Annotated in this window: 11 protein-coding genes; 3 read left to right on the forward strand and 8 right to left on the reverse strand. The window is 71.3% G+C overall.

All coding sequences use genetic code 11. From position 1 onward, the window contains the following. Positions 1 to 87: 87 nt before the first annotated feature. The 4 genes from ACZ4AA_RS35680 to ACZ4AA_RS35695 all read right to left on the reverse strand — a co-directional run bounded on the left by ACZ4AA_RS35680 (position 88) and on the right by ACZ4AA_RS35695 (position 4,317). Complete coding sequence (locus tag ACZ4AA_RS35680) at positions 88 to 1,401, reverse strand: hypothetical protein (RefSeq protein ID WP_467611962.1); 1,314 nt, start codon at positions 1,399 to 1,401, stop codon at positions 88 to 90. Beyond that, positions 1,391 to 1,966 carry a DUF6114 domain-containing protein gene (locus ACZ4AA_RS35685; RefSeq protein ID WP_467611965.1) on the reverse strand — a complete coding sequence of 192 codons (576 nt, stop codon included), beginning with the start codon at positions 1,964 to 1,966 and terminating at the stop codon, positions 1,391 to 1,393. The genes ACZ4AA_RS35680 and ACZ4AA_RS35685 overlap by 11 nt, the downstream gene beginning before the upstream one ends. A 120-nt stretch (positions 1,967 to 2,086) precedes the next feature. Further along, positions 2,087 to 2,722: a DUF6230 family protein gene (locus ACZ4AA_RS35690; RefSeq protein WP_467612049.1), complete on the reverse strand. Its 636-nt coding sequence runs from the start codon at positions 2,720 to 2,722 to the stop codon at positions 2,087 to 2,089. A gap of 620 nt (positions 2,723 to 3,342) precedes the next feature. Then, positions 3,343 to 4,317, reverse strand: coding sequence for a tetratricopeptide repeat protein (locus ACZ4AA_RS35695; RefSeq protein WP_467611968.1), 975 nt, complete (start codon positions 4,315 to 4,317; stop codon positions 3,343 to 3,345). Positions 4,318 to 4,563: 246 nt separating this feature from the next. On the opposite strand from ACZ4AA_RS35695, the gene ACZ4AA_RS35700 reads away from it, so the two are divergent. Then, a complete protein-coding gene (locus ACZ4AA_RS35700; protein WP_467611971.1) occupies positions 4,564 to 5,193 on the forward strand; it encodes a TetR/AcrR family transcriptional regulator in 630 nt (209 codons plus the stop codon). 287 nt (positions 5,194 to 5,480) lie between these two features. Here ACZ4AA_RS35700 and ACZ4AA_RS35705 read toward each other — a convergent pair whose 3' ends face one another. From ACZ4AA_RS35705 to ACZ4AA_RS35720, 4 genes are all read right to left on the reverse strand, one after another. Further along, positions 5,481 to 7,181 (reverse strand): acyl-CoA mutase large subunit family protein, encoded by a 1,701-nt coding sequence (locus ACZ4AA_RS35705; RefSeq protein ID WP_467611974.1) that lies wholly within the window; start codon positions 7,179 to 7,181, stop codon positions 5,481 to 5,483. A gap of 74 nt (positions 7,182 to 7,255) precedes the next feature. Then, positions 7,256 to 7,597 carry a DUF3817 domain-containing protein gene (locus ACZ4AA_RS35710; RefSeq protein ID WP_467611977.1) on the reverse strand — a complete coding sequence of 114 codons (342 nt, stop codon included), beginning with the start codon at positions 7,595 to 7,597 and terminating at the stop codon, positions 7,256 to 7,258. Between the two features lie 89 nt (positions 7,598 to 7,686). Next, positions 7,687 to 8,196, reverse strand: coding sequence for a MarR family winged helix-turn-helix transcriptional regulator (locus ACZ4AA_RS35715; protein ID WP_467611980.1), 510 nt, complete (start codon positions 8,194 to 8,196; stop codon positions 7,687 to 7,689). Between the two features lie 21 nt (positions 8,197 to 8,217). Next, a complete protein-coding gene (locus tag ACZ4AA_RS35720) occupies positions 8,218 to 9,633 on the reverse strand; it encodes an MFS transporter (RefSeq protein WP_467611983.1) in 1,416 nt (471 codons plus the stop codon). A 73-nt stretch (positions 9,634 to 9,706) separates the two neighbouring features. Between ACZ4AA_RS35720 and ACZ4AA_RS35725 the strand changes: the two genes are divergently transcribed. Continuing rightward, positions 9,707 to 10,690, forward strand: a complete 984-nt coding sequence (locus ACZ4AA_RS35725; protein ID WP_467611986.1) for an ArsR/SmtB family transcription factor — start codon at positions 9,707 to 9,709, stop codon at positions 10,688 to 10,690. A gap of 92 nt (positions 10,691 to 10,782) precedes the next feature. Then, positions 10,783 to 11,781: a glycoside hydrolase family 6 protein gene (locus ACZ4AA_RS35730; protein WP_467611989.1), complete on the forward strand. Its 999-nt coding sequence runs from the start codon at positions 10,783 to 10,785 to the stop codon at positions 11,779 to 11,781. The last annotated feature ends 19 nt before the right edge of the window (positions 11,782 to 11,800 follow it).

Here is an 11,800-nt window from a genome sequence, read left to right on the forward strand (position 1 = left end):
CCGCCGCCGTACAGACGCCGAGGGCGCCCCCTGTGATCAGGGGGCGCCCTCGGCGTCTGTGCGGCTCCCGGACGGGCTCTGGACGACTCAGCCGGTCGTGTACTGGTGGAGTCCGGGGACGTGCAGGGTTCCGCCGAACTGGCCGGCCTGAACGACCTTCACCTTGGTGAAGTAGATCAGCGGGATGTTCAGCGGCGGAGGGTTGTCCGGATCGAACGTGACCGGGATGAGCCCGAGCAGGTTCCCGGATATGCTCTCCGTGTACATGATCGTCTTGCCGTCGCGGATCGTGGACGTCGAGCCCGCCGCGGCCTGCACGTGGTAGGTCTTGCCCAACTGCTTGTCCTCCACCGTCTGGTGCAGGTCGCCGATGTCGGTGCCGTCCGATATGACGTACTTCAGCACCTTCTTGACGGTGCCGTCGGCCGTCCTCACCTTGACTATGCCCTGGTAGTCGGCGCCCTTGAGGAGCAGCGAACTGGCGTTGAGGTACCAGGGGTCGGTCGGCAGGGCGACCGCGTTGTCCACGCCGCCGGTGTCGTCGGTGGCGACCGGGCAGTCAGCGGCGTCCGTACTGGCGCTCGCGGAGGGGCTGGGCGACCCGGTGGCCGTGGCGGCCACGTCCTTGGCGGTGTCGGTGGCGTCCGAGGCCGCCTTCGACGCCGTGTCAGTGACCTTGTCGGTGGTGTCCTCGACCGTCTTGGCGACCTTGCCGGCCGTGTCCTTGGCCGTGTCCGTGGCGCCCTTGCCGTCCGACGTGTCCGAGCCGGTGCTCGCGCTCGCGCTCGGCGACGCGGAGGGCTCCGGGGTGGAGCTCGCCGTCTCGTCGGGCGTGAGGATGTCCTTGATGGCCTCACCGACACCCAGCGGGTCGAGCGGGTTCTTGCTGCTCTCGGACGCCGAGGGGGTCGGCGTGGAGGCGCCGCTGTCGGCCGCCTTGCCCGCCGTCTTCTCCTGCGCGCTCGCGGAGGCCGACGGGGAGGCCGTGGGCTCGGCCTTGTCGTCGGAACCTGAATCCGGCGAAGAGGTCGTGTCCTTGGCGCCGGAGTCCGACGACGCGGAGGTGCTGGGCGTGGCTTCCGGAGAGGAGGAACTCGCGCTCGCCGAGGGGGAGGGCGACGCCGTCTCCGGCGCGTCCTTGCCCGTGACGGCCTCGACGCACGCCTGGTACTCCTCGGCCGTGAGGCTCTTGGAGGTGGAGTGGTCGTCGGCCTGGGCGAGCGTCGGGGTGAAGCCCATGCCCATGAGGACCGCCGTGGGCATCGCCGCGATGGCTATCACCTTGCCGGCGGGCATCTGGAACCTGGTGAACAGCGGCTTCCTCGGGGCCGCGTGGCGCGGCCCGGTTCTCACACGGGACTCCTCCACCTCAGTCCCATGGGTCACCTCGTCAGCCGGCACTGTGCCTCCCGTTCGCCCCGTTGGTCGGGCTCGTTCCTGACAGATCGTTCGGGTCGCCCGCGCCTTCCGCCGCCTCGGGCCCGACGGCCTGGGCCGGCACGGCCTGCGGCGCGTCCTGCTCGTCGAGGGACTTCGACGCGGCGTAGCCCTCCTCGGGTTCACCGGGAACCCAGGAGACCGCCATGGCGCCGCCGAGAAGGGCGAACAGGAAGCCGATCAGGAAGCCGCCGAGGTTGGCCACCGGAATGGACACCAGGGCGAGAAGGATCGCGGCGACACCCGCGAACGTCCGCACGTGCTTCTGGAACCAGAGGCTGATCCCGAGCACGACGAGGAGCACGCCGATGATCAGCGAACCGGCTCCGGCGGTGGTGGACATCGCCAGCGTCAGGTGACCGAGGTGCAGGTGCGCGTACGGGAAGTAGGCGATGGGGAAACCACCGAACACGATGTACAGACCCGCCCAGAACGGGCGATCGCCCCTCCATGCGCGGAAGTGCCGCCGGAACACCTGAAGGTAGTGCTCATCGTTCTGGCCGGGCGCGGCAGGAGTCTCGGCGCTCATGGAAACAGCTCCCTGGAACGGCATTGCTGTGAGAAGTACGCGTTGAGTGCTCCGCGTACGACGGGCGGAGCGGCGGGGCGGGCGAAGCGGCCTGAGCCTCCTCGCCCACCCCTGGGGTGCTTAGTAGCACTCGTGGGTGCCCGCGGACACCGACATCTTCAGACCACTGAGCTTGAACGTGCCGGCGGTGGTCGCCCACGCCGTCTGCTTCACGTCGGTCAGCGTGGCCGACTCGGCCTGCTGGGCGAACCCGTAGGGGTTGGCCGCCTCGCCGCCGCCCTTCATGCCCGGACCCTTGCTGGCGTCCTTGGCGGCAACACCGATGTCGATGTTCTTGAACGTCGCGTCGGCCGCGAGGTCCTGGACATCGATGTAGAGGTTGTCGGCGTGAACCGGCGTACCGCTGCCGCCGGCCTTCAGCACGAGGCTGACGGAACCGAGGAGCGGGATGTCCGGAGTGACGACGGACTGACACATGTTGGTGATGTCGGCGCTCTTGAACGCCGACACCGCGACGGGGTGCAGCGCCGACTTACCGTCAAGACCGGTGCCCTGGTCGAGGGCTCCGTACTGCGAGAAGCCCTGACCGTCAAGCTTGTCCGCGGACACCTTGAAGGACTGGCCGGAGACACTGAACGAAGCGGCGAGGGCACCCTGCGCGAGGGCGACACCTATCGCTGCCGTGGCTGCCACGCTGGGCACCATGACGACGGCGAACCGCTTCCATCTGGTCCCGCCACGCACCTGGGACATAATTTTTCCTCCTTCTCGGACGTACATCTCCTGGCCCTGACTGCCACGTTGCGGCGGCTCAGCCGGGCAGGGATGGGAGAAGTGCTACGTCCTCGGGAAGGAGAGCGCCTGTACCCGTTGGTGCGGACTGCACCCGAATCACCGGCGATCACCCCCGAGCGACAACCACTGGTCGCGCCTGACACACATCACGCACAACCTGCTGGACAGGCTCCGCCGGACGGCGAAGACCCCCCTGTCCAAGGACCGATCGCACTGCTGTCGGTCCTACTCGGTGGGGACCCAGAAAGTCCGCGGGCCCGATTGGCTGTCGGGGTGCGGTAATGGACCGAGCGTCGCCGATCGTGGTGCATTCTCGCCGCGTGCACAAGGGGGTTCGTTACTGGCTAGTAACGGCCGGATAACCGAAGCACGACCGGGCGGCATCGCGTGGCGACTCAGGGTGGCACCACCTGGGGTGACACAGCGGTCAAATCCCGGACGGAACCAGACAGTTCAACGCCCTCGACTTACTACGAGTAACAGCGGCCGCGTTTACCAAGTTTTGGTAAAGCGCGGCCACATCCGTATCTGTCGGCCAATCTTTCACCCGGGCATCACAGGCCCTGGCGTTTACGGACTGGTCAGAACAGCGCCCGGGCGAGCGCCCGGCGTGCCGCGACCACCCGCGGGTCGTCGGCACCGACGACCTCGAAGAGCTCCAGCAGCCGCACGCGTACGGCGTCCCGGTCGTCGCCGGCCGTGCGCCGCACGGTGTCGATGAGCCGCCCGAAGGCGTCCTCCACATGACCGCCGACCAGGTCCAGGTCGGCCCCCGCGATCTGGGCCGCCACGTCGGCGGGCCTCTCCGCGGCGTCACGGCGCACCTGCTGCGGGTCCAGACCCTGCACACGCTGGAGCAACTCGGCCTGCGCCAGGCCCAGCTGGGCCTCCGTGTTGCCCGGGTCGTCGGCCAGCACGTTCTTGTAGGCCTGGACGGCACCGCCGAAGTCGCCCGCGTCCAGCGCCTGTACGGCGGCCTCCAGAAGCGCGTCGTACGGTCCGGCCGGCATCTCCCGCACCTCGGGGGACGCGCCCGGAGCGGCGTCCGAGTCGACCGTCAGACCCGTCAGGCCGAAGCGCTCCTCGGCCACCTGGACGAGCTGGTCGAGGGTCCCGCGGATCTGCGCCTCGGCGGCGGCCCCCTGGAAGAGCGGCAGGGCCTGTCCGGCCACCACCGCGAAGACGGCCGGGATCCCCTGGACCCCGAACTGCTGCATCAGCATCTGGTTGGCGTCGACGTCGATCTTGGCGAGGACGAAGCGCCCGTCGTACTCGACGGCCAGCCGTTCGAGCAGCGGGCTCAGCTGCTTGCAGGGCTCGCACCACTCGGCCCAGAAGTCGATGACGACGGGCACCTCGGTGGAGCGCTGGAGGACGTCCAGCTCGAATCCGGCCTCGTCGACGTCGATGACGAGACTCGCGGGTGTCACGGCCCCGCCTCCGCCCTGCCTGGCCGCTTCGGCGCGCGCCTGCTCCGCCTTCGCCTTGGCCTCTTGGGCCGCCTTCACCGCGGCGAGGTCGACGACTCCGCTCATGGACATGTTCCGTGGCTGCATGAGTACATCCTCCCCCTTCCTCGCGCACGTGTGAAAAGCGTCGTGAAAGCCAGGCTGTGTCAGGCCTGTTCGGCGCCGGGTCCCCACCTGGCGCCCGTGCGGTTGTCGCCGCGGTCGAGCTTTCGCTACGAGTCGTAGCGTAACTGTACGGAGGCACGCCCGTGCACCGTCTTCCGGTGATCTCCCTCACGACTTCACGCAACCGCCGGATATCGGCCGCCGAAGCGGCCGGATATGGTCAACGGCATGCAATGTCGCTCCCAGGCCGCCCGCACGGGCCGCCCCCGCAGCGCCGCCGCGGACGCCGCGATCCTGGAGGCGACGCGCACGGCCCTGGTCGAACTGGGCTGGTCCAAACTGACGTTGGGGTACGTGGCGACCCTCGCGGGGGTGGCCAAGACGACCCTCTACCGCCGCTGGGCGGGCAAGAACGAACTGGTCGTCGACGCGGTGGCCGAGCTCTTCGACGAGCTGGAGCTCCCGGACCGGGGCAGTCTGGCCGCCGACATCGAGGGCGTGGTGCTCCAGTTCGCGGCGATCCTGGACCGCCCGGAGGCGAAGACGGCGCTGATGGCCGTGGTCGCGGAGTCCACCCGTGACGAACCGCTGCGGGAGCGCATCCGCGCGTCCATCGTCGACCGGCAGAAGCGCCTGGTGATGGAGGGCCGCGCACGGGCCCAGGCACGCGGTGAACTCCCCTCGGAGCCGGACCCGGCCGCCGCCGACCGCACCGCGGCCCTGATCTTCGACGTGGTCGCCGGAGCGGTCGTCCATCGCACCCTGGTCAGCGCGGAGCCCGCGGACGAGGCATGGGTCCGCGCCTTCACCCAGGTCCTGCTGTTCGGCCTGACCGGCGCGACGCCGCCCGCGGCTTAGGCCCGGCGGGCGGGTCGGGGCCGGGCCTGTGCATCAGCCCGTCGCCGTCGGGTGAGGCGTGACCGTCGGTGGCGACGGGCATCGATGCACCGGCCCGTCCCCTCACGCCGAATCCCGGGTGCGGGTAGCGGACGGCGAGGTTCAGCCCCTCCGGCGATTGAGGAGCGGGGGTCCGGGGGCGGCGCCCCCGGGTACGGGTCGGGTAGGGGCGGAGGGGGCGAAAGACCGCCCTTCCGGACCTGCACGCGGGTCCGGGCAGCCGGGGACGCCGGCTGCCCGGGAGTCGGTCAGAAGCCTGCCGGCTCGATGTAGATGCCCCACTCGTCCCGCAGGACCCCACAGATCTCACCCAGCGTCGCCTCGGCACGAACCGCCTCCAGCATGGGGGCGATCATGTTCGAGCCGTCGCGCGCGGCGGCGAGCATGGCGTCCAGCGCACCACGCACCGCACCCTCGTCACGACCGAACTTGCGCGAACCCAGCACCCGCACCTGCTCCCGCTCCACCTCGTGGCTGACCCGGAGGATCTCCAGGTCGCCGGTCACGGACCCGTGGTGGACGTTGACGCCGACGACCCGCTTGTCGCCCTTCTCGACGGAACGCTGGTACTGGAACGCCGACTCGGCGATCTCGCCGGTGAACCAGCCGTCCTCGATCCCGCGCAGGATGCCGGAGGTGATGGGACCGATGGGGTGCTTGCCGTCCGGATGCGCCCGCAGCCCGCGCTCCTTGATCTGCTCGAAGATCTTCTCGGCGTCGGCCTCGATCCGGTCGGTGAGCTGCTCGACGTACCAGGAACCGCCCAGCGGGTCGGCGACGTTGGCGACGCCGGTCTCCTCCATGAGCACCTGCTGCGTCCGCAGGGCGATCTCGGCGGCCTGCTCGGAGGGCAGGGCCAGCGTCTCGTCCAGGGCGTTGGTGTGCAGCGAGTTCGTGCCGCCGAGGACCGCGGCGAGCGCCTCCACGGCGGTGCGTACGACGTTGTTGTACGGCTGCTGGGCCGTCAGCGAGACACCGGCGGTCTGCGTGTGGAAGCGCAGCCACTGCGCCTTCTCGGAGGTGGCGCCGTAGACGTCCCGCATCCACCGGGCCCAGATCCGGCGGGCCGCGCGGAACTTGGCGATCTCCTCGAAGAAGTCGACGTGCGCGTCGAAGAAGAACGAGAGACCGGGGGCGAAGACGTTGACGTCGAGCCCGCGGGAGAGGCCCAGTTCCACGTAGCCGAAGCCGTCCGCCAGCGTGTAGGCGAGCTCCTGCGCGGCCGTGGAGCCGGCCTCCCGGATGTGGTAGCCGGAGACGGACAGCGGCTTGTACGCGGGGATCTTCTCGGCGCAGTGCTCCATCAGGTCGCCGATGAGGCGCAGATGCGGCTCGGGCTGGAAGAGCCACTCCTTCTGGGCGATGTACTCCTTGAAGATGTCGGTCTGGAGCGTGCCGTTCAGTACGGCGGGGTCGATGCCCTGGCGCTCGGCGGCGACCAGGTACATGCAGAAGACCGGCACCGCGGGGCCGCTGATCGTCATCGACGTGGTGACGTCACCGAGCGGGATGTCCTGGAAGAGGACCTCCATGTCGGCCGCCGAGTCGATCGCGACACCGCAATGCCCGACCTCGCCGAGCGCGCGGGGGTCGTCCGAGTCGCGGCCCATCAGCGTCGGCATGTCGAAGGCCACGGAGAGTCCTCCGCCACCGTTGGCGAGGATCTTCTTGTAGCGCTCGTTGGTCTGCTCGGCGTTGCCGAACCCGGCGAACTGCCGGATGGTCCACGTACGGCCCCGGTAGCCGGTCGCGTACAGACCGCGGGTGAAGGGGTACTCCCCGGGCCAGCCGATCTGCTCGAAGCCCTCGTAGTTGTCCCCGGGCCGGGGACCGTACACCGGCTCCACGGGATCACCGGAGAGCGTGGTGAAGTCGGCCTCGCGCTTGCGCGAAGCGTCGTAACGGGCCTGCCAGCGTCGGCGGCCTTCCTCGATGGCGTGAGCGTCCATACCTACGAATTTACTAGGACGTCCTAGTAAATGTCGATGGCAAACCGCCGTACGGTCCCGTACGGCGGTGTGGATCAGACCTCGGCGACCGCGGGAGCGGCGGCGTCCGCGACCTTGGACTCCAGCTCGTGGCTGATGCGGCGCTCCACGAAGAAGGCGGCCGTGGGGATCGTGCCCGCCAGCAGCACCCAGAGCTGCTTGCCGACCGGCCACTTCGCCTTGGAGCCCAGGTCGAAGGCGAAGATCAGGTAGACGACGTACAGCCAGCCGTGCGCGATCGCGACGACACGGGTGAAGTCCGCGGCCCCGTCGATGCCCATGGCGTACTTGGCGATCATGCTGAGGCACAGCAGCACCAGCAGCACGCCGGTGACGTAGGCCATGACGCGGTAGCGGGTCAACACGCTCTTCTTCATGGCACGAGGGTAACCACCCTTTTTGCGCGATCTTCACGCGCCCCCGCGCCTTGCCCGCCTCGGGCCCCGGCGCCCCGCCGCCGCCCGCCCTACTCGTCGTCGAAGTCGTGCGCGGCCACCCGCAGCGGCCGCAGCATCGCGAAGATCTCCGCGCACTCCTCGGCGTCGTAGACCCCGAGCCCGAAGTCCATGGCCATCAGATCGCGGGTGGCCGCGTCGCAGACCTCGCGGCCCTTGTCCGTGATGGAGGCGAGGGTGCCCCGGCCGTCGTTCGGGTTCGGCCGCTTGTCGACGAGCCCGGACCGCACCAGCCGGTCCACCGTGTTCGTGACCGACGTCGGGTGCACCATGAGCCGCTCGCCGATCTTGGACATCGGCAGCTCGCCCGCCTTGGAGAAGGTGAGCAGGACCAGCGCCTCGTAGCGCGCGAAGGTCAGTCCGTACGGCTTGACGATCGCGTCCACCTCGGCCAGCAGGATCTGGTGCGCGCGCATGATCGACGTGATCGCGGACATGGACGGCACGGCACCCCAGCGCTGTCGCCAGTGCTCGTCGGCGCGGGCGATGGGATCGAAGGCAAGGCTGAGCGGCTTCGGCACGCCGACGACCTTACCGGCCGGTCACATCGTGGTCAGCCCTGTCTCGCTTTTCGGTACCGGCCTCCGCGGGGCCGGGCTGCGGGAAGGGGTCGCGGCTCGTTCGGCACGTCGGGCCGTCACCGCCAGGGCGACACAGACCGCGGTGCCGAGGACGCCCGCGCCCACGATCGTCGCCCGGACCCCGGCGAACTCCGCCACCACGCCCGACAGGGCCATGCCCACGCCCTGGATCGTCATCAGCCCGGCCGAGTTCAACGTCATGGCCCGCCCGAGCAGTTCGTCCGGCACCACCCGCACGAACCACTGGTCGAGGCCGAGGGTGTACGCCGAGCCGGCGCCGGCGACCACCAGCAGGACCAGGGACCAGGCCAGACCCGGCCGCAGCGCGTACGCGGCGTAGGGCAGCAGCGTGACGCAGACCAGCGGGAGCGTGAGCCGGTTCCGGGTCGCGGGCCGCAGCCGCGCCCCCGCGAACAGCTCCCCCGCGATCGTGCCGACGGGCAGCGCGCACATCAGCAGGCCGAGCCCGGCCGTCCCGGCCCCGAGCCCCTCGGCGTACGGCGCCGCCAGCGCCTCCGGAGCCACGACGAACATCGGCGGCAGCCAGAACAGCAGGAGCAGTACGAGGATCCGCCGGTCGGCGAGCACCTGACGGGCGCCGCGCAGGGAGTCGCGCACGAGCGCCTGCCCCCGGTCCGCCCGCGCGGGCCGCCGCCGGGTGCCGAAGCGCAGCAGCACGGCGGAGAGCAGGAAGGTGCAGACGGTGACGAGGAGCGCGTGGCGCGGGGAGACGACGGTGAGCAGCAGGCCGCCCGCGCCGAAGCCGGCCAGCAGCGCGCTCTGCGACAGGATGCGCAGCAGGGAGCGGCCGAGCACGAACAGCTCGCCGTCACCGAGGACGTCCGCGAGGGTCGCCGTCCGGGTCCCCTGGAAGACCGGGGCGACCAGGGCGAGCGCGGCCCGCATCGTGAGGAGTACGGCGACGGGCGCGCCCGGCAGCACCATCACGGCCACGCAACCCGCGCACACCAGATCGCACACCACCAGGACCCGGCGGGCCGGGAAGCGGTCCGCCACCCCCGCGAGCAGGGTCCCGCCGACCAGGTAGGGCAGGAAGCCGAGCGCGAACGTCAGGGCGCTGAGCAGCGGGGAGCCGGTCAGTCCGTAGACGAGGACGGAGAGCGCGATCTCGCTGACGACGAGTCCGAGCAGCGAGAACGCGTGCGCGGCGAACACGGCACGGAACTCGGGCACGGCGAACACGGGTCCGTACCCGGTCCGCCCGTCCGCGGCCTCCGCGGCACCGTCCCCGGCGGACGTCACGGGGTCCGCCGGGGCGGGGGTGGTGCCGTTCCCCGTCACGGGCGTCGGTGCGGGCAGGGTCGTCGTGGACGTCGGTGCGGACACGGTCGTGTCCCGCGGGTCTGGTTCCGGCATGGGGGACAGCGTGCCCGGGGGCACCGGGGACCCGTAGAGTTTCGGCGTCAGCCGAATCTTCTGGGGTCGCTTCATGCCGTCGCTGCTGCACTTCGGGGAGGACGATCTCCTCAACTGCCGCTTCGCGGTGTCGCCCCTGTGGGAGACGCAGGAGGCGGTCCGCACGCTCAACCGGCCCGTGCGGCACGGCTATCACGCACCCTGGCTGCGCCGTATGCGCGCGGCGGCCGACGGGCTCGACCTCACTCCGCTGTGGCTGCTGATGCCGCAGCGCGGCTACTCCCCCGACTGGCTCGGACCACCCCCGCTGGGCCCCGCGGCGAGCTTCGCGGAGGAGATCGCCGCCGTCCGCTCGGCCGACCCGGACCTGGCCCGCGAGGAGAGCGCGCGTTCGCTCGCCGACACCCCCGGCGCGCTGACGTCGTCGCGCGGCCGGGCCCTGCTGGCCGACCCCGTCCGCATGGTGCGGGAGCTGACGGATCTGCTGGAACAGGCCTGGCACGCCCTGGTCGAACCGGACTGGCCACGGCTGCGCGCCCTGCTGGACGCCGACGTCGCCTTCCACTCCCGCCGGCTCGCCGAGGTCGGCCTCGGCGGACTCCTCCCGGAGATCGACCGGCGGTTCGGCTGGCGTTCGCACACGCTGACCGTGGAGGTCGCGGGCCGGCACGAACGGCATCTGGCCGGCCGGGGTCTGGTCCTCATGCCGAGCGTGTTCTCGTGGCCGGACGTGATCAGCGGCTTCGAACCCCCGTGGCAGGCCACCCTCGTCTACCCCGCGCGCGGTATCGGCGGTCTGTGGACCGAGCCCGCGGAGCGCACCCCCGACGCGCTCGTACGGCTCCTCGGTCGCGGGCGGGCCACCGTGCTCACCGCGCTGGGCGAACCGGCCGGCACCACCTCGCTCGCGCACCGGCTCGGCCTCGCCCCGTCGTCGGTCTCGGCACATCTGACCGCCCTGCGCGACGCGGGCCTGCTCGTCTCGCGCCGGTACGGGCACCAGGTGCTGTACGAGCGGACACCGCTCGGCATCGCGCTGGCGTCGGGCGGCGGCTGACCGGGGCCGGCCGCGCCACGTCGCTTCCCTACCGCTATGTCCCCTTGTGCCACGATGGGTGACCGGTCGTCACCTTCGCGCAAGGGAGCAGCATGCCCCGGCTGATCCACGCCATCGCGGCGCTCGCGGTGCTCGGACTCACGGCGGGCTGCGCGTCCGCGCCCGGGGCGGGACGGGCCCAGGTCGCCGATGGTGCCTCCACCCGGACCGGCGCCACCACCCGCTCGCCCTTCTGGGTCGACCCGCGGGGCCCGGCCTCCCGGCAGATCGAGCTGTGGCGCCGGCAGGGCCGGGCCGGGGACGCGGCGTCGCTGAGGCGGATCGCGGAGCAGCCCGTCGCCCTGTGGCCGGCCGGCGAGACCGACCCCGGCCCGGCGGTCAGGTCGGCGGTCGCCTCGGCGGCCCGGGAGGAGCGGACGGCGCTCTTCGTGGCGTACGACATCCCGCACCGGGACTGCGGCCAGCACTCGGCGGGCGGGGCGGTGGACGCGGACGCCTACCGGCGGTGGATCGGCCGGTTCGCCGACGCCCTCGGTGACGGCCGGGCCCTGGTGGTCCTGGAGCCGGACGCGGTCGCCCACATCGTGGACGGCTGTACGCCGGGCGCGTACCACGACGAACGCGAGCGGCTGCTGGCCGAGGCGGTCGTCCGGCTGAAGCGCCGGCCGCACACGAAGGTGTACCTGGACGCCGGGAACCCGTCCTGGATCCCCGACCCGGGGAAGCTGGTCGAGCCTCTGGAACGGGCGGGCATCGCGGACGCCGACGGCTTCTCGCTCAACGTCTCCAACTTCCAGACGGACGCGGCGAGCAAGGAGTACGGCGTCCGTCTCTCCGGCCGGCTCGGCGGCAAGCACTTCGTCGTCGACACCAGCCGCAACGGCAACGGCCCGCTGGACGGGGTCTGGTGCAATCCGCCGGGCCGGGCGCTGGGCACCCCGCCGACCACCGTCACGGGCGAGCCCGTCCTCGACGCCTACCTGTGGATCAAGCGGCCCGGCGAGTCGGACGGGGAGTGCGGGGGCGGCCCGGCGGCCGGCCGGTGGTGGCCGGAGTACGCCCTGGAGCTGACGCGGGGCTCCACCGGCTGACGGCCAGGGCGGTCCCCCG

This window comes from Streptomyces sp. NPDC024698, assembly GCF_055559015.1.